The sequence below is a fragment of the Lentzea sp. NPDC020367 genome (assembly GCF_044387305.1).
GTDB lineage: Bacteria > Actinomycetota > Actinomycetes > Mycobacteriales > Pseudonocardiaceae > Lentzea.
Genome location: NZ_JBIRVV010000025.1, coordinates 1 through 17,691, shown reverse-complemented (window position 1 = coordinate 17,691; position 17,691 = coordinate 1). Strand labels below are relative to the sequence as shown.

Annotated in this window: 18 protein-coding genes; 9 read left to right on the top strand and 9 right to left on the bottom strand. The window is 68.0% G+C overall.

All coding sequences use genetic code 11. The features are described 5' to 3' along the window. Nucleotides 1–15: 15 nt before the first annotated feature. Both ACH413_RS45095 and ACH413_RS45090 read right to left on the bottom strand, forming a co-directional pair. Nucleotides 16–792, bottom strand: a complete 777-nt coding sequence (locus ACH413_RS45095; protein WP_360048216.1) for a serine protease — start codon at nt 790–792, stop codon at nt 16–18. Between the two features lie 15 nt (nt 793–807). Continuing rightward, the gene (locus ACH413_RS45090; RefSeq protein ID WP_360048218.1) at nt 808–1,830 is read right to left on the bottom strand and encodes a M48 family metallopeptidase; all 1,023 of its coding nucleotides are present in this window, start codon (nt 1,828–1,830) and stop codon (nt 808–810) included. Between the two features lie 69 nt (nt 1,831–1,899). On the opposite strand from ACH413_RS45090, the gene ACH413_RS45085 reads away from it, so the two are divergent. The 4 genes from ACH413_RS45085 to ACH413_RS45070 are packed head-to-tail and all read left to right on the top strand — an operon-like array spanning nt 1,900 to nt 5,867. Further along, nucleotides 1,900–2,796, top strand: a complete 897-nt coding sequence (locus ACH413_RS45085) for an alpha/beta hydrolase (RefSeq protein WP_360048220.1) — start codon at nt 1,900–1,902, stop codon at nt 2,794–2,796. Nucleotides 2,797–2,830: 34 nt separating this feature from the next. After that, nucleotides 2,831–4,705: an ABC transporter ATP-binding protein gene (locus ACH413_RS45080; RefSeq protein WP_360048221.1), complete on the top strand. Its 1,875-nt coding sequence runs from the start codon at nt 2,831–2,833 to the stop codon at nt 4,703–4,705. Then, nucleotides 4,702–5,334: a CatB-related O-acetyltransferase gene (locus ACH413_RS45075; protein ID WP_360048222.1), complete on the top strand. Its 633-nt coding sequence runs from the start codon at nt 4,702–4,704 to the stop codon at nt 5,332–5,334. Before ACH413_RS45080 ends, ACH413_RS45075 begins: the two co-directional genes overlap by 4 nt. After that, the gene (locus ACH413_RS45070; RefSeq protein WP_360048223.1) at nt 5,331–5,867 is read left to right on the top strand and encodes an ATP-binding protein; all 537 of its coding nucleotides are present in this window, start codon (nt 5,331–5,333) and stop codon (nt 5,865–5,867) included. The genes ACH413_RS45075 and ACH413_RS45070 overlap by 4 nt, the downstream gene beginning before the upstream one ends. A 9-nt stretch (nt 5,868–5,876) precedes the next feature. Here ACH413_RS45070 and ACH413_RS45065 read toward each other — a convergent pair whose 3' ends face one another. After that, nucleotides 5,877–6,485 carry a hypothetical protein gene (locus tag ACH413_RS45065; RefSeq protein ID WP_360048224.1) on the bottom strand — a complete coding sequence of 203 codons (609 nt, stop codon included), beginning with the start codon at nt 6,483–6,485 and terminating at the stop codon, nt 5,877–5,879. Between the two features lie 64 nt (nt 6,486–6,549). On the opposite strand from ACH413_RS45065, the gene ACH413_RS45060 reads away from it, so the two are divergent. Then, entirely contained in the window at nt 6,550–8,430 is a 1,881-nt protein-coding gene (locus ACH413_RS45060; protein ID WP_360048225.1) for a patatin, read from the top strand. Nucleotides 8,431–8,436: 6 nt separating this feature from the next. Here ACH413_RS45060 and ACH413_RS45055 read toward each other — a convergent pair whose 3' ends face one another. Further along, entirely contained in the window at nt 8,437–8,937 is a 501-nt protein-coding gene (locus ACH413_RS45055) for a hypothetical protein (protein ID WP_360048226.1), read from the bottom strand. A gap of 585 nt (nt 8,938–9,522) precedes the next feature. Between ACH413_RS45055 and ACH413_RS45050 the strand changes: the two genes are divergently transcribed. Then, nucleotides 9,523–10,551, top strand: a complete 1,029-nt coding sequence (locus ACH413_RS45050) for a hypothetical protein (protein ID WP_360048227.1) — start codon at nt 9,523–9,525, stop codon at nt 10,549–10,551. Here the strand turns inward: ACH413_RS45050 and ACH413_RS45045 are convergent. After that, nucleotides 10,524–11,360, bottom strand: coding sequence for an SAM-dependent methyltransferase (locus ACH413_RS45045; protein WP_360048228.1), 837 nt, complete (start codon nt 11,358–11,360; stop codon nt 10,524–10,526). The genes ACH413_RS45050 and ACH413_RS45045 overlap by 28 nt on opposite strands. A gap of 46 nt (nt 11,361–11,406) precedes the next feature. Here ACH413_RS45045 and ACH413_RS45040 point away from each other — a divergent pair, with 46 nt between their 5' ends. Then, nucleotides 11,407–12,117, top strand: a complete 711-nt coding sequence (locus ACH413_RS45040) for a hypothetical protein (protein WP_360048229.1) — start codon at nt 11,407–11,409, stop codon at nt 12,115–12,117. A gap of 76 nt (nt 12,118–12,193) precedes the next feature. Continuing rightward, a complete protein-coding gene (gene lon, locus ACH413_RS45035; RefSeq protein ID WP_360048230.1) occupies nt 12,194–14,545 on the top strand; it encodes an endopeptidase La in 2,352 nt (783 codons plus the stop codon). 70 nt (nt 14,546–14,615) lie between these two features. Here lon and ACH413_RS45030 read toward each other — a convergent pair whose 3' ends face one another. From ACH413_RS45030 to ACH413_RS45015, 4 genes are all read right to left on the bottom strand, one after another. Continuing rightward, complete coding sequence (locus ACH413_RS45030) at nt 14,616–15,092, bottom strand: hypothetical protein (RefSeq protein ID WP_360048231.1); 477 nt, start codon at nt 15,090–15,092, stop codon at nt 14,616–14,618. A 62-nt stretch (nt 15,093–15,154) separates the two neighbouring features. Further along, complete coding sequence (locus ACH413_RS45025; RefSeq protein WP_360048232.1) at nt 15,155–15,625, bottom strand: hypothetical protein; 471 nt, start codon at nt 15,623–15,625, stop codon at nt 15,155–15,157. Between the two features lie 12 nt (nt 15,626–15,637). Then, nucleotides 15,638–16,090, bottom strand: coding sequence for a hypothetical protein (locus ACH413_RS45020; RefSeq protein ID WP_360048233.1), 453 nt, complete (start codon nt 16,088–16,090; stop codon nt 15,638–15,640). A 65-nt stretch (nt 16,091–16,155) separates the two neighbouring features. Beyond that, nucleotides 16,156–16,812 (bottom strand): polysaccharide deacetylase family protein, encoded by a 657-nt coding sequence (locus ACH413_RS45015; RefSeq protein ID WP_360048234.1) that lies wholly within the window; start codon nt 16,810–16,812, stop codon nt 16,156–16,158. A gap of 203 nt (nt 16,813–17,015) precedes the next feature. Here ACH413_RS45015 and ACH413_RS45010 point away from each other — a divergent pair, with 203 nt between their 5' ends. Next, nucleotides 17,016–17,543, top strand: coding sequence for a YbhB/YbcL family Raf kinase inhibitor-like protein (locus ACH413_RS45010; RefSeq protein ID WP_360048235.1), 528 nt, complete (start codon nt 17,016–17,018; stop codon nt 17,541–17,543). The last annotated feature ends 148 nt before the right edge of the window (nt 17,544–17,691 follow it).

The window sequence follows — 17,691 nt, the reverse complement described above, 5'->3', positions numbered from 1 at the left end:
GCTGACCCCAGCGGCCTACGGGTCGACAACCCCGGGCGGCGAAGCATCCACGACCGAGTGAAGATCCTTGGCGTAGCGGGAGATCCGGACGTACACGCCGGGCTTGTTCTTGCGCGCGCAGCCCTCGCCCCACGACGTGACGCCGACGAGCTTGCCGTCCACCACGATCGGGCCGCCCGAGTCGCCCTGGCAGGTGTCGACCTTGCCGCCCTCGTAGCCCGCGCAGAACATGTCCGCCTTCACGAACTGCGGATAGGTGTCGACGCAGAAGTCGTCCGGCAGCACCGGCACGGTGGCCTGCATGAGGAAGCGGGAGGTTTTGCCGTTCTCCGCCGTGCGCCCCCAGCCGAGCGCGCGCAGCTGCGTTCCCGGCTGGTAGAGCGCCCGGTCGGACAGTTCCGCGAACGGCAGCGGCCGGTACGGCAGCGCGTCCTTCAGCGTCAGGACGGCCACGTCCTCGCCCTCGTCCGCGGAGACGTACTGCTTGTGGATCCAGATCTTCGTGACGACGGCCGTCACCCCTGCCGTGCGGTCCTGCTTGTCCTCGCGGCCGGCGACGACCTTCAGCTCACTCGGCGAGCGGCCGAGCGCGCAGTGGGCCGCGGTGAGCACCTTCTCCGGCGCGACGATCGTGCCACCGCAGAACTGGCCCCCGCGGTCGTCGACGAGGTAGACGGCCCACGGGTTGGCCTCGATGGAGGCCCGCTCGCCGCCGACGACCTGCTCGTCGGCGGCGGCGGTGCCCGTGGAAGCGAGCAATGCGGAGAGAACCAACACCAGGAGTCGTCTCATGACTCCAGATGGTAGCTACTCCGCTGGTCCGTTCGGAGCAACCTTGCTCCAGACCCTGCCTGCCGCGCCCATGACCGACTCGCCGATGTCGTTGATCGTCTTGATCAGCGGGTCGGCGGAGTTGCTCATGGTGTCCTTGTACGACCTGGCGGCGCTCTTGATGTCGTCGCCGAGGTTCGTCGTCGGCCTGTCGTCCTCACGGCGCGCGTACGTGCCCGTCAGGATCTCGCGGTACTCCTCGCTCGCCGACCAGCGCTGCAGTTCGGCGGCCCGCACCACGACCAGCGGGTGCGTGCGGGTCTCGGTGTGCAGGAGCTTGAGGATGCTGTCGCGAATGTCCTCGACCTCCTCGTACTCCTTGGCCTGGGCGAGGAACGACGCGATGTCGACGTTGCCGCCGAGGTCACCCGCGAGCGCGAGGTGCGTGCGCAGCGCGGCCTGCGGGTCCTGGCAGGCCAGCAGGCCGGCCCGGTCGCAGGACAGTTCGGTCTTGCGCTGCCACTCGCGCAACGCCGCGATGACCGCGCGCATCGCGATGGCACCCGCGGGCACCCACGCGAACGACGTCGTGAGGTCGACGAGCCTGCGCAGCAGCGTGTTGTAGAGCGCGTGGCCCGACATCGCGTGGCCCATCTCGTGACCGATCAGGAAGCGCAGCGACTCGTTGTCGAGCAGGTCGACCGAGCCGGTGCTGATCACGATGAACGGCTTGTCGATGCCGTAGGTGTAGCCGTACGCCTGCGCGTTGCGCTCGACGAAGAGCTCGGGCACCTCGGTGAGGTCGAACGTCGCCGCCACCTCGTTGCGGATGCGGTCGAGCTTCGGGTACTGCTTGGGGCCCACCCGGACGGAGGACGCCACCTGAAGCAGGCGCTCACCCCGCTCGGTGAAGGCTCCGGCGACCGCCTTGAGGATCGGTGCCACGGCGGGCACCGCCCTCAGCACCGCGAGGGCGCCTCGGTCGGCAGGATGCTCATAGGCGCGTGGGCTGATGCCCGGGAACCGCACCCTCGATGACTGCTCAATATCCCCCGTCACTCCCCCAGGTTAGACACGATCCGGACAAGGCTGCACGGAATCGGCGCCGGATGGTTGCAAACTTGCCCGGTGAGCAGCGACGAAGACACCACAGTTCTGCCGTTGCACGGCGGGGCCTCAGCGACTTTGGTCCGCCGTCGTGCGGTCGCCAACGACCGTGGGGCGATCCTCTACGTGCACGGTTTCGCGGACTACTTCTTCCAGGAGCACGTGGCCGCGCACTACACGGCCCAGGGCTACGACTTCTACGCCGTCGACCTGCGCGGATACGGCCGGTCGTTGCGCGACGGCGAGGTGCCGAACTACACGACCGACATGGCCGTGTACTTCGAGGAGATCGACGCCGCGATCGCCGTCATTCGTGAAGAGCATTCGCGTGTGGTGCTGATGGGGCACTCGACGGGCGGCCTCACCAGTTCGTTGTGGGCGCACGAACGGCGCTCCAGCGACCTGATCGACGCGTTGGTGCTCAACAGCCCGTGGCTGGACGTCGTCGAGCCGCCGTTCGTGCGGCAACTCGTGAAGGTGATCGGCGGGATCGCGCCGAAGGTGAAGATCCGCGCGAACCTCGGTGAGGCGTACGGGGCCGCGATCCACAGCTCGCGCAACGGCGAGTGGGACTTCGACCTGAAGTGGAAGCCGCTGGCCGGTTTCCCCGTGCTGGCCGGGTGGATCCGGGCGGTGCTGGTGGCGCAGGAGAAGGTCCACAACGGACTCGACGTGCGCGTGCCCGTGCTGGTGCTGCACTCCGACAAGAGCATGTTGAACGCCAAGGAGTGGAGCGAGGACGTGTCCAAGGCGGACGCCGTGCTCGACGTCGAGGGCATGCGGAAGTGGGGTCCGAAGATCGGATCATCGGTCAGGGTCGTGGAGATCAAGGCCGGCATGCACGACCTGTTCCTCTCGCCTGAGCCGGTGCGTGCGGCGGCTCTCGCGGAGGTCGACGAGTTCCTGAAAACGGCTTGACCTCGTTGTAGGTCGAGGTTCGAGACTGGTCGTCATGAACATCGACTTCAACGCCTGGTACGCGCTCGAAAGCGCGATGCAGGACGAGAAAAGCCGTCGCGTGAGCCGGGCGACGTTGAAGCGTGTCGCCCGGTTCGCCCACCCGCAACGGCGTGCCGTGTACGGACTTCTGGCCACTTCCTCGGTCGCGGCGGTGCTCGCGGTGGCGTCGCCGGTGCTGGCCGGCCGGGTCGTCGACACCATCATCGGCGGCCGCGACTTCGGTCTGGTCGTGTGGCTCGCGCTGGCGATCGCCGGGGTGGCGGTGCTGGAGGCCGGGTTCTCACTGGCCGAGCGGTGGCAGTCGTCGCGCGTCGGCGAGGACCTGATACTGCGGTTGCGGCAGGCCGTCTTCGACCACGTGCAACGGATGCCGATCGCGTTCTTCACCCGCACGCGCACCGGTGCGCTGGTGTCGCGGCTGAACAACGACGTGATCGCGGCGCAGCGGGCGTTCTCCGAGACGATCTCCGGTGTCGTCACGAACGTGATCGCCCTGATTCTGACCCTGATCGTGATGCTGACGCTGTCGTGGCAGGTCACGGTGCTCGCGATGATCCTGCTACCGATCTTCCTGCTGCCGGCACGGCGAATGGGCAAGCGTTTGGCGTCCATGCACCGCGAGGCCGCGAACCTGGACTCGGCGATGACGACGCAGATGACCGAGCGGTTCTCCGCGCCCGGCGCGACGTTGATCAAGCTGTTCGGCCGTCCTTCCATCGAGAGCGCCGAGTTCGGGTCGCGGGCACGGCGCGTGCGTGACATCGGCGTGCGGACCGCCGTGGCGCAGTGGCTGTTCCTCGTGGCGTTGACGCTGGTGTCCTCGTTGGCGTTGGCGCTGGTCTACGGCCTGGGCGGGTACTTCGTGTTCGCCGGGGAGATGGCGCCGGGCACGATCGTGACGCTGGCGCTGCTGCTGACTCGCCTGTACGCGCCGTTGACGGCGTTGGCCGGCGCACGGGTGGACGTGATGACGGCGCTGGTGTCGTTCGAGCGGGTCTTCGAGGTGCTGGACCTGCCGCCGCTGATCAAGGAGAAGCCGTCGCCGGTCACCGTTCCGGACGGCCCGGTGTCCGTGGAGTTCTCGGACGTGAGGTTCGCCTACCCGTCCGCGGACAAGGTCTCGCTGGCCTCGCTGGAGGAGGTGGCGACGCTCGACACCCGTGGCGGCGACGTGATCCTCGGCGGGGTGTCGTTCGTCGCCGAGCCCGGTTCGCTGATCGCACTGGTCGGCGCGTCGGGTGCGGGCAAGTCGACGATCGCCTCTCTGCTGCCCCGCCTGTACGACGCGGACTCCGGCGCGGTCCGGCTGTCCGGTGTGGACGTTCGCGACCTGTCGTTCGACTCGATCCGCGAGACCGTCGGCATGGTGACGCAGGACGGGCACCTGTTCCACGAGTCGATCGGCGCGAACCTGCGCCTCGCGGCCCCGTCGGCCACCGACGAGGAGATCTGGGACGCGCTGACCCGCGCACGGCTGGCGGACCTGGTGTCGTCGTTGCCGGATCAGCTCGACACCGTGGTGGGGGAACGCGGCTACCGCCTGTCCGGTGGCGAACGGCAACGGCTGACCATCGCCCGGTTGCTGCTGGCCAAGCCCCGCGTGGTGATCCTGGACGAGGCGACCGCGCACCTGGACTCGCGCTCGGAGGCCGCCGTGCAGGAGGCACTCGTCGAGGCGCTGGCTGGCCGGACGTCGCTGGTGATCGCGCACCGGCTGTCGACCATCCGGGCCGCGGACCAGATCCTCGTCGTCGACGCCGGTCAGATCGTCGAACGTGGTACGCATGAGACGTTGCTGGCCCTGGAAGGCCACTACGCCAAGCTGTACCGCACTCAGTTCAGCGAAGAGCCGATCGGAGCACCGTGACCATCCCCTCGCCCGACAACCTGTACCCGTTGCCGGACTACGCGCGCACGGTGCTGCTCAAGCCGTTGGTGAAGAACCCGCAGATCGAGATCGGCGAGTACACCTACTACGACGACCCGCACCACGCCACGGAGTTCGAGCAGCGCAACGTGCTCTACAACTTCGGCGCCGAAAAGCTCGTCATCGGCCGTTACTGCGCTTTGGCCGAAGGCGTGCGGTTCATCATGTCCGGCGCCAACCACAGCATGGCGGGCGTGTCGACGTTCCCGTTCACGATCTTCGGCGGCGTCTGGGGCGAGAAGACGCTCGACATCGCCCTCGGCGCACCGAGCCGCGGCGACACCGTGGTGGGCAACGACGTCTGGATCGGCTACAACGCCCTGATCATGCCGGGCGTGCGGATCGGCAACGGCGCGATCATCGCCGCCGGGTCCGTGGTGGTGTCGGACGTCCCCGCGTACGGCATCGTCGGCGGCAATCCGGCCGGCCTGCTTCGGAAGCGGTACAGCGACTCCGAGGTAGAGCTGCTGGAACGGGTCGCGTGGTGGGATTGGCCGGTGGAGAAGGTGACCGAGCACGTCCGCGTGATCATGGCGGGCACCCCGGCCGAGCTCGCGGCCGTCGAATGAGGACGTTGCTGATCACCGGCCCGGTCGGGGTCGGCAAGACGACGGTCGCCGAGGCGGTCGGCGGACACCTGGCCAGGGCAGGAGGGCAGGTGGCCGTCGTGGACCTCGACTGGCTGTCGAAGTGCCTGCCCGCGCCGTCCGACGACCCGTTCCAGCTCGAACTGCAGCTGCGCAACCTCCGGGCGGTGGCGCGCAACTACGCCAAAGCCGACACGGACCGCCTCGTGCTCGCGGGTGTCGTGGAGAGCCGGGCCGATCGCGAGCGGTACGCCGAGGCCGTCGGCGGGGAGCTCACGGTCTGCCGGCTGAAGGCGGACCTGTCCGTGATCCACGAACGACTCCTGGCGCGGCACCTCGACGAGGCGGAACTGCGGTGGCACCTGAACCGCGCCGACGAACTCGAGACGCTGTTCGCGTCGTCCTCGATCGAGGACTACGTGAAGGACGCGAACCGGCCCGTGGAGGAGGTGTCGCTCGAGGTGGGGTTGGAATGGCTGCTCAGGGAGCCGATCCCGATGGGGTCGTCGACCTAGGACCGGACGTCAGATCGGGTGACCGGTGGCGGCGACCTGGTCGGTGACGGCGGCCAGGGTGGTGGCGGGGTTGAGCGCGGTCACGACGTCCTCGGTCAGCGGCAGCCCCGCGTAGAAGTGCCGCACCGCGCCCAGGTCGACCGGCATCTCGTAGTAGCTCTGCGCCCAGTCCTGGAACGCCTCGGGCGTGCCGTCGGTCAGCAGGGCGAACAGCCAGTCGGCCCCGTCGTCGCCGTCGCCGGGGAAGTCGATGTCGCCGTGCCGCCAGGCGGTGCCGCTGTGCTCCCGCCACAGGCACACGGTGACGAACGGCATGCCGAGCTCGTCGGAGAACGCCGGCTCCTCCACGCACGCCCGGAACACTTCGGGCACGCTGTCGAGAACGCCAGGCCAAGCCTTTTCATCGTCGGTGGCGTAGGGGCTCATGGGCGACTCGTGGTCGAACCCGCGCACGTACGCGCCCGCGGCCGTGAACACGACGGCGTACTCGTTGCCCGCACCGTCCCGCATGGACGCCAGCTCCTCGCCGGGCGCCCACGCGGTGTCGTAGAGGTGGTGCCGGTCATCGCTGTCGGGGCTGAGCACGACGTCGAGCGCGGCAGGCAGCCCGTGCGCCACCTGTTCACCGTGGCGTCCGAGTGATTTTTCCGACGGACTGCGCTGATCGCGCGATCATGGGCACATGGAGTACGACCGCTACTGCGACCTGACCATGCGGGGCGGCACGACCAGCGGAGTCGTGTACCCCCTCGCGGTCGCCTCGCTGGCCCGCCACTACGAGTTCAAGCAGATCGGTGGCGCGTCCGCCGGTGCGATCGCCGCGGGGTTCACGGCGGCGGCCGAACGTGGTCGTGCGTCCGGCGGGTTCGAGAAGCTGGCCGGGCTGATCGACTGGTTCACGTCCGGTTCGGGCGCGGAGCGGTGGCGGATGGCTCAGCTGTTCCAGCCCGCCGAGAAGACCCGTGCGCTGTACCGGATCGTCATCGCGTCCATGCAGAAGCGCGAGACGACGGGGCGTAGTGCGTTCTCGTGCCTGTTCTTCGCGTTGCTCGGGGCGGTCGGGCTTCGGGCGAAGTCGGTGCTGGCGCTGATGGCGTTGTTGTGGCTGGGCGGGCCCGTGCTGTTCTCGGCGTGGCTCGCGCCCTCGGCGTATCCGGGCTGGATCGCGGCGCTGGTCGTCGTGCTGGCGGTGGCGTGCCTGGTGATGGTGTTGTGGCCGTTGCGGTCGAGTTTGCCTTGGCCTGCCTGGGTGTTGGGCGCGGTGCCGCTCGTGCTGGGCCTGGCGTTCTCGCGGCACTACGCGACGGCGGCGATCGTGCTGCTCGTGTGGCTGGTGCTGTCGCTCGCGGCCGTCAGCGCGCTGTTCGTCACGTACGGGTATGCCATGCAACGGTTCTTGAAGAACAACGCGCGGTCCATCCACTTCGGACTCGTGCCGGGCACGGGCGACTTCACGCCGTCGTGGCTCGATCGCCTGGCAGGGGTGCCGAAGTCGACGGGCGTGCCACCGCTGGCCGACTGGATCGCCGACCAGCTGGACGACATCGCGGGCACCTCGGAGGCGTTGACGTTCGGCGATCTCGGCGACATCAACCTCGTGCTGATGACGACGGACCTGTCCGAGGGGCGGCCGTACCGGTTGCCGTTCAAGGAGGAGTGGCAGTACTGCGAGGAGTGCCTGGGTTACGTGTTGCCGAGCCGGGTGGTCGAGCAGCTCAACGGGCGCGAAACGGCGGCCAAGTGCCCGCTGCACGAGTTCATGCCGCTGCGGGAACTCCCTCCGCGCGACCAGCTTCCGGTCGTGGTCGCCGTGCGGATGTCACTCTCGTTCCCCGGCCTGATCGCCGCCGTGCCGTTGTGCAAGGACGGGCGGGTGCACTGGTTCTCCGACGGCGGCATCACCAGCAACTTCCCGATCCACTTCTTCGACGCACTGCTGCCGCGCTGGCCCACGTTCGGCCTGACCATCCAGCCCTACCCGAACGGCGACAAGAACGACGTGTGGCTGCCGGAGCAGGACGCGTCGGCCTCCGGCACCCCCTACTCGTCGATCAGCTCCGTGCCGCGGTTCCTGGTGTCCATCCTGGACACGTTCCTGGACTGGCGCGACACCATGCAGTCCGCGCTCCCCGGCTACCGCGGCCGCATCGCGCACGTGCGGCAGTCGGCGGACGAGGGCGGCTCGAACCTGTTCATGCCGCCCGCCACGATCAAGAAGCTCGCCCTGCGCGGGCAGCAGGCCGGCGACATGCTGCGCGCACGGTTCGAGCAGCAGCACAACACCGACCGCTACCGCTGGATCCGGCTGCGCATGACGCTGCGCGAGTACCAGGAGCTCGGCACGCAGGCCGCCGACCGCGACGCGCTGTACGAGGAGTTGCTCGAGCGGTTCGAGATCCCGGCCGAACTGCACGACTGGTTCCGCACTCCCCCGGCCGACGGCGATCCGTTCCGGCAGGAGATCGACGTCGCGCTGGACCACGTCGGGCGCCTCAAGGACGACGGGCCGTTCGACGGGGTGCCGCCGGTGGATCCGGATTTGCGGCTGACGCCACCGGAGTAGGCACGATCAGGACGGCGTGATCGTCCAGGCCCCGGTCGACGAGATCTGCACCAACGCGGGTCCGTTGAACGGCACCGTGCCCTCGTAACCGCCGATGTGGTTGACAGCCAGGTTGATCGTGCTGGTCGCGATCGGCACGACGTGCACGGTGAAGTTGCGCGCTCCAGCGTTGGTGATCTTCGCTTTGCTGGAACTTCCCGTGTACAGAACGACGCTGTCGCCGTTGCCCGACATCGGCCCGGTCGCCACGGTCACCATGTCGATGTCACCAACGGTCAGCGTCCAAGCGCCGGTCGCACTGACCGTCAAAGTGCTCGTGCGGCTACCGTCGCGGATGTCCATCCACATCTGACCGCTGTACGCACCGATCTCGTTCACCAGCAAGGAATCAAAGCCATCGGACTTCACGACGGTGTTGCGCGTGCAGGCGGGGCACTCGAACTTGACGATCTTCAAGCCCGCAGGTCGATCCAGGGTGATCACGTCGTCGCCAGAACCCTTGAACACGGAGGGTGGCAACTTCGGCCGAGTGGTGGTGGTCGTCGTGGTCGTAGTGGTGGTTGTTCTCGTGGTCGTGGTGACAGCTGACGAGCTCACTCCGACAGCAGTCGCCGGTGGCCGCGAGGAGCGGCCCGCCAGCGCCACCGCGCCGATCAGCAACACCGCCATACCTGCGGCCAGCCACACGACAGCATGCGGCTTTTTCCTGGGCGGAAAAGGACTTTGGACGGACGGCTCAGCTGCGGACACGCCCGGCTGCGGCTGCCACTGGGTGGGTTGCGGCTGCCCTGCAGGCGGCTGCCCGATGGGCCCTTGAGTCGGTTCGGTCATGGATCTCGCCTTTGCGGAGAAGGTCATGTGGGCACGAGCAGCCGGCTGCCCAATGGTTCGAAGACCAGTCACCGCGCGTTAACACGTTGACGATTCCATCACCCGATCGGCGCTATCACCTTGACCTCACCCGCTAGCCTGGGACCCATGACGCGCCGATTTAGCTGCCCCCGACCTGCGTGGGTGGCGCGCGCCTAAAAACCTTCCCGTCGGTCGGGGGACTCCGCAGTCAGGAACCCAGACCGGAAGACGGGAAACCCCATGTACCGCACCGAAGAACTCGTGCACGCCCTGAACGTCCGCGATCTCACCGATCCCGCGCAGGGCCCGCACGCGATGCAACTCCTCATCGCCGACCTGAAACAGGCACTGGACAACCCGCGGGAAGTCCGCCACCACCCGCTCGTCCCGGTGGAGCACAACTACGAACACCTCGGCTACCCGAAGGACGCGATCACCCGGGACGCCCGCTACACCAGGTACGTCAGCGAGACGTGCATGCTGCGCAGCCACACCACGGCGATGATCCCGCCCGCGCTCAGGGACGCGACCCCGGACGTGACGCTGCTCTGCCCCGGCTTGGTCTACCGCCGCGACACGGTCGACCGCCTGCACACCGGCACACCGCACCAGCTGGACGTCTGGCGGATCAGCAGCGCCGAGGAACCGCTCGACGCGCTAATCCACACGGTCGTCACAACCCTGTTGCCCGGCAAGCGTTATCGCACGATCGACGCCCAGCACCCGTACACCACGCACGGCAAGCAGATCGACGTCGAGCACGACGGTGAGTGGGTCGAGGTCGGCGAGTGCGGACGGGCCGCGCGGCACGTCGTCAAACACCATCCGCACGGACTCGCGATGGGCCTCGGCCTGGACCGGATCCTGATGCTGCGCAAGGGAATCCCGGACATCCGCCTGCTGCGCAACGACGACCCGCGCATCAGGACGCAGATGCTGGACCTCACCGAGTACCGGCCGATCTCCCGGCACCCGGCCGCGATCAGGGACATCTCGATCGTCGCGAGCGACGAAGAGGACGTGGAGACCCTGGGCGACCGGATCCGCGCGCTCGTGCCGGAGGACGTCGTCGAGGAGATCGAGATCCTCAGCGAGACACCTTCGGAAGAGCTACCGCCGCACGTCCTGCAGAGGCTGGAAATCAAGCACGGTCAGAAGAACGTGCTCATCCGCGTGACGATGAGGGCGCCGGAACGCACCCTCACCGACCACGAGACGAACGAGATCAGGGACAGGCTGCTTCAGGGCTTGCGGCCGACAGCGCCGTAGATGCCCACGTGGGCGTCGTCGAAGGAGTCCGGGCGCCAGTCGTTGACCGCGACGACGCCCGGCTCCAGCAGTTCCATGCCGTCGAAGAACCGCGTCACGTCGGCGTGCGTGCGCATGGTGAGCTTGTTGTCCGAGCTGCTGTAGATCTTGGCGACCTCACGGGCCTCGGCGAGCTCCTCCTCGGACAGCGTGTCCCAGGTGGCGTGGGTGATGGCGAGGTACGAGCCGGACGGCAGGTCGGCCATGTACTGGGCGATGGCCTCGTACGGGCTGTCGGTGTCCGAGACGAAGTGCAGCGCGGCGATGACCAGCACGCAGACCGGGCGGGAGAAGTCGAGCGTCTCGCGGGCGCCGGCCAGCACCGACGAGGTGGCGCGCAGGTCGGCCAGGATCGCGTTCGCGTTGGGGTTGTCGGCCAGCAGGGCGTTGCTGTGCGAGACGGCGACAGGCTCGAAGTCGACGTAGACGACGCGCGCGTCCGGGTTGTCGTGCTGGGCGATCTCGTGGACGTTGCCCACGGTCGGGATGCCGGAGCCCAGGTCGAGGAACTGGTCGACGCCCTGCGTCATCAGGTGGCGGACGACCCGGCGCAGGAACGAGCGGTTCGCCTGCGCGCTCTGGGCTACGCCGGGGAAGATCTGCTCCACCTGCTTGGCGGCGGCACGGTCGGCTTCGAAGTTGTGCGAGCCGCCCAGGTAGTAGTCGTACATCCGCGCCACGCTCGGGCGGGTGACGTCGACCGTGGACGGGACCCACTTCAGCTCTTCCATCACGTGCGCATCCTCCGTCGTCGCCGCACGGGTGTCCACCGCCACACCACCGAACCGGGATGGTTTCGGTCACGTGTGGGAGGACATGTCCTCCAGCACCGCTGAGCTCCACGCGAGGTTCCGCCTTCTCAGGGAACGCTCGCCGGTGCACTTCGACGCCGATATCGGTGGCTGGTGCATCACCCGTTACGACGACGTACTGACAGTGCTCGACCTCGACGCGGGCGACCCGGACCCGTTACCCAAACGGGCGATCGCGCACGCCATGAAGGTCGTCCGGCCCGTGGTCACCATGAGCACCCTCGAGTTGCTCGACGCCGACGACGCCACGTTCGCGCAATCGCTTGCCGCCACGGCGGCCGAGGCGTTCACGCTCGCGCACGGCGTGGAAGCGTTCGCCGCCACGGCCCTGGCCACCACGCAGGCGTTCCTCACGAACGCGTTGCGCGCGCTCCACGATCATCCGGCCCAGGCCGAGCTGCTCAGGTCCGAACCGGCGCTCGCGCGGGACGCCGTCGAGGAGCTGCTGCGGTTCGACACCCCGGTTCCCCTCGCTCCTCCCCGCCGGACGCCCCGCCCCGTCGTGCTGAGCGGGCGTACGGTCGAGGCAGGCGAGATGCTCCTGCCGTTCGTCGCGGCGGCCAACCGGTGCTCGGTGAAATTTCCCGGCGGTGAGCGCCTCGACCTGCGGCGCAGGCCCGTCGGCGTGCTGGCCGCGTGCCCCACGAGCACCGCGCTCGCCCGTGTGACCGGTGAGATCGCGCTGGTCAGGCGCCTGCGGGCAGCTGCTCGCTGACAGCGAACACGCCAGGGGAACACCACCCCACTCCAGATGGTTGAGCGGTACAGACTCAACTTTGGAGGGTGACGAGATGGGCGAGACTCTGGCCCTGCCGGTACTGCCGCTGGACGACGTCGTGGTGCTGCCCGGCATGGTGGTGCCGATCCGCATCTCCGGTGCGGACGCGAGCGCTGAGGCCCGTGCGGCCGTAGACGCCGCCACGACCGCGGCAAATCATCAAGTGCTCCTGGTCCCACGGCTGGACGGGAAGTACGCAGCAGTAGGCACACTGGCCGAGATCGAACAGGTGGGGCGCCTGCCCGGTGGCGAACGCGCTGCCGTCGTGCGCGGTACCAAGCGGGTGCGCATCGGAACGGGCACCACGGGGCCGGGCGCCGCGCTGTGGGTGAACGCGACGATCGCGGACGACTCCCCGATCACCGACCGGACCCGCGAGCTCGCGAAGCAGTACCGCGCCCTCGTGACGAACATCCTGCAGACGCGCGGCGCGTGGCAGATGGTCGACTCGGTGCAGCAGATCAGCGACCCGTCGGCGCTGGCCGACCTCGCGGGCTACGCCTCCTACCTCGACGACCAGCAGAAGATCTGGCTGCTGGAGACGAGCGACGTCACCACCCGGCTGGAGAAGCTGGTGGAGTGGGGTCAGGCGCACCTGACCGAGCTCGACGTCAACGAGACGATCGCCAAGGACGTCAAGGAGGGCGTCGAGAAGCAGCAGCGCGAGTTCCTGCTGCGCCAGCAGATGGCCGCTATCCGCAAGGAACTGGCCGAGCTCGACGGCAAGCCCGCGACCGAGCAGGACGACTACCGCGCCCGCGTCGAGGCGGCGGACCTGCCGGAGAAGGTCGCGAAGGCCGCGCTGGCCGAGGTCGACAAGCTGGAGCGCACCTCCGAGCAGTCGCCTGAGGTGGGCTGGATCCGGACGTGGCTCGACACCGTCCTCGAGATTCCGTGGAACGAGCGGACCGAGGACTCCTACGACATCAAGGCGGCGCGCGAGGTCCTCGACGCCGACCACGCCGGCCTGGACGACGTGAAGCAGCGCATCACGGAGTACCTGGCCGTGCGCAAGCGCCGTGCCGACCGCGGCATGGGCGTCGTGGGCGGACGTCGTTCAGGCGCCGTGCTCGCGTTGACGGGCCCTCCCGGCGTCGGCAAGACGTCGCTCGGTGAGTCCGTGGCACGGGCGATGGGCCGCAAGTTCGTGCGTGTCGCTTTGGGTGGCGTGCGCGACGAGGCCGAGATCCGCGGTCACCGCCGCACGTACGTCGGCGCGTTGCCGGGCCGGATCGTCCGGGCGATCACCGAGGCCGGTTCGATGAACCCGGTCGTGCTGCTCGACGAGATCGACAAGGTCGGCTCGGACTACCGCGGCGACCCGACGGCGGCGTTGCTCGAGGTCCTGGACCCGGCGCAGAACCACACGTTCCGCGACCACTACCTGGAGGTCGAGCTGGACCTCTCGGACGTCGTGTTCCTCGCGACCGCGAACGTGCTGGACACGATCCCGGCACCGTTGCTCGACCGCATGGAACTCGTGCAGCTCGACGGCTACACCGAGGACGAGAAGGTCACGATCGCCGGCGGTCACCTGCTGCCGCGCCAGATCGAACGCGCCGGCCTCACCCCTGAGGACGTCACGTTCGAGAAGCCCGCGCTGCACCAGCTCGCGAGCGAGTACACGCGGGAAGCCGGTGTGCGGCAACTGGAACGGGCCCTCGCGCGCATCCTGCGCAAGGCGACCGCGAAGGTGGCACTGGGCGAGGCGGAGTTCCCGATCACGATCGACCAGCCGTCGCTGAAGTCCTACATCGGCAGCCCGAAGAACACGCCGGAATCAGCGGAGCGCACCTCCGTCCCCGGCGTGGCAACGGGTCTGGCGGTCACGGGTGTCGGTGGTGACGTGCTGTTCATCGAGGCCTCGCTGGCCCCGAAGGACACCGGCTCGTCCGGCGTCACGCTGACCGGTCAGCTGGGCGACGTGATGAAGGAGTCCGCGCAGATCGCGTTGTCGTACCTGCGTGCGCACGACGACAGGGCCGCGGCACTGGCCGACCGGGGAGTGCACATCCACGTCCCGGCGGGCGCGGTGCCGAAGGACGGGCCGTCCGCGGGCGTCACGATGACGACGGCGCTGGCGTCACTGCTGTCCGGCCGCCCGGTGCGTTCGGACGTGGCGATGACGGGCGAGATCTCGTTGACCGGCCGGGTGTTGCCGATCGGTGGCGTGAAGCAGAAGCTGCTGGCCGCTCACCGTGCGGGCATCACGACCGTGCTGTTGCCTCAGCGCAACGAGCCGGACCTGGAGGACGTGCCGGAGTCGGTGCGTGAGCAGCTGACCGTGCACTTCGTCTCGGACGTGGCACAGGTGCTGGAGCACGCGCTCTCGAAGGAGACCGTCGCCACGACCGTTGCGGCGTAACGGCTTCATCGACTAGACCCCTCGTGGGGGCAGTAGCGGCGACTGCTGCCCCCACGAGGCTTTTTCGTTTCTACAGGCCAACATCGATGACGAGCCGGTTCGGGCTCGCCAGCGTGAACACCCGGTGCCACGACGCGGCGTTGGCGTAACCGACGGCAACTCCCAGCGTGGCCTCGAAGTCGCACGTGAGCGCGACCCCGCGGACGTTGCTCAGGCCAGGCGTCGCGAAGTTCCGCGACCCGGTGTACGTCAGGTTCCCGTTGTCGTCGTGCGCGGCCGCGCCGATCAGCGTGACCGCCAGGATCTCCTGGATTCCAGGCCCGGCAACGGTGATCGGGTTCCCGGACGCGCAGTGCGACACGCCGGTGACCTCACTGACCCGGTACTCGCCCGGCAACCCGGACAGGTCCAGCACCACCCGGCTGAAGCCGTTGTGCTGCCCGGTCCTGATGTCCGACAGCGTGACCGTGCTCTGCGCCGACGCCATCGGCGCGATCGTGAACACCGCCAGCACCGCCACGAGCACCGCGACAAGACGTCTGTTCATCTCGGCCCCCTCTCAGGGCTCTTCCCACACCCTGAAGACGTGTGACCCAGACCACAGTTGCGTCAGTACGAGTAGATGTCGATGACGACCCGGTCGGGGTTGGTCAGCGTGAAGACCTTGTGCCACGAGTTGACGTTGGCGTAGCTGACCGCGATGCCCATCGTGGCCTCGAAGTCGCACGTGAAGGCGACGCCCTTCACGTTGGTCAGCCCCTCCGGCACGAAGTTGCGCGGACCGGTGTACGTCCGGTTGAAGTTCTCGTCGTACGACGCGGCGTTGAAGAAAATCGTCTCCAGGACCTCGTTGCCCGCCATCGGAACCGAGTTGCCCGAGGCGCAGTTCGAGACCTCGGTCGCCTCCCGCGACTGGGAGTTGCTCGGCAAGCCGTTCATGTCGAGCACGATGCGCTCGAACCTGTCGTGCTTGCCGGTCCGGATGTTCGTGAGCTCGGCATGCCCCTGCGCCGATGCCACCGAAACGTTCGTGAACACCGCGGCCACCGCGAGCAGCACCGCACCAAGACGCTTCTTCACTCGTCTCCCCAGTCAGCTGTTGTTGACGTCGACCACGACACGGCTCGGGTTGTCCAGGAACGAGATCGTGTACGCGCGCCCCGTCCCGGCGTACCCGATCGCGAAGTCCAGGTGGCCCTCGAAGTCGCACGTGTTCGTGACGCTCTTGACCTTCGCCAGCCCAGGCGTGTCGAACGCACGCAGCCCGGGGTAGTTGTGCGCGTTGGCGGACCGCATGCTCACGACCAGGAACTCATCCCCCTTGGCCGCGATCGGCTTGCCGGACGCGCAGTGCTCCAGCGAGGCCGCCCGGGACTCCACCACGCTCGGCCGCGCCCCGTTGAACTCGAACACGACCCGGTCGTACCCGGCGTGCAGCCCGGTCCGGATGGCCGTCAGCTCGTTCCCCTCAGCCGCCGACGCGGCCGGCACAACACCCACCGCCATCCCCACGGCGACAAGCGCTGCTGCTGCGATTCGCTTCATCTCTCCCCCTCTTCCCAGAAGACGCCCGCGCAGATCACGCGCGACAGGGCCTCCCGGTTGCCCCGCTACCCCAGAAAGTCCTCCAGCGGCACCGGCGTCAGCCCGTCCTGCTTGGCCCGGTTGAGGAACGCCGTGAAGTCCTCGACGAACGTCGTGCGGAAGTGCATGAGCACGATGTCGCCGCGGTTGAGCTTGTCCCCCTGCTGGAACTGCACGTGCCCGTCGTTGACCGCCGCAGTCCAGTTGACCAACGCCTTGAACCCACAACTGGCCGCCGCGTGGCGAGTAGTCGCGTCGTAGTTCCCGAACGGCGGCCGGAACAACGTGGGCCGCTTCCCGTAGTCCGCAGCGAGGAAGTCCGCGTTGCCGCAGATCTCGTGCTTCTGGAACTCCAACCCCTTGCCTTGCAGGTTCGGGTGGCTAGTCGTGTGACTGTGCACCGTGACGGGCAACTGCTTGAAGTAGTCCTTGTGCCCCTCGGCGTACTTCGTGTTCAGGAAGACCGAAGGCCACACCCCGGCCTCGATCATCAGCTCACGAGCCTTCGGATGCTGCACGGCCCCGTCGTCGATCGTGATGAACACGTACGGCTTGTCAGTTTGAATGCGCGTGACGACGGGCACCATCCCGTCGACCACAGCAGGCGCCTTCGCCTGCACAGTCCCGTACGGATAGGGCGGCTCGAACATCCGCTTGGGCCGCTCCGCCGTAGTGGTGGTCACCGGCGCAGCAGACGTGGTCAGCACCGGCCCACCGGTCCCGGACTCAGGCGCGTCCGCACACGCCACAACTCCAGCAACCAGCAAAAAGGCAGCAAAAAGCCGCAACCTCGACATCAAAAATCCCCCTCCACGCGAAAGACGTCGCGCAGGCCTCCATGGTTGCACGGGGATAGGGTCGAACTGATCACAAAAGGAGGACTCCCATGAGCCTCGAGCGCCCAGTCGCTCCCGACCCCTACCAGCTGCTCCCGCAGGTCGGCACCTTCACCGTCACCTCGACGGACGTGCGCGACGGCGAACAGCTGGACGACGCCCAGGTCTTCGAGGGCGGCAACACCTCCCCTCAACTCTCCTGGTCGGGCTTCCCCGAGGACACCCGCAGCTTCGTAGTCACCTGCTACGACCCGGACGCCCCAACCCCCTCGGGCTTCTGGCACTGGGTGGCCGTGAACCTCCCGGCAACAACCACCCAATTGGACACCGGCGCAGGCACCTCGGACGCCACACTTCCGGGTGACGCCTTCCACGTGCGCACCGACTACAGCACCCGAGCCTTCGGCGGCGCCGCCCCTCCCAAGGGCGACCACCCACACCGCTACTACTTCGTGGTGCACGCCGTAGACGTGGACAAGCTGGACGTGGACGAAAACGCCTCCCCAGCGGTGGTCAGCTTCAACCTGGCCTTCCACACCCTGGCAAGGGCGATCATCACCCCGACCTACCAGCACTAACGCCACCAGCGCCCAACCACCCGCGAAGCCGAAGGCGAGCCGTCCTTACCAAGCGGGCTGGGCGGTGGGGTCCCGTCACGAGTCGCGCCATAGCTCTTGCTGCACCTGAGGAGGGGTGTCAACTCGACACGCTTTTCGTCGAGTTGAC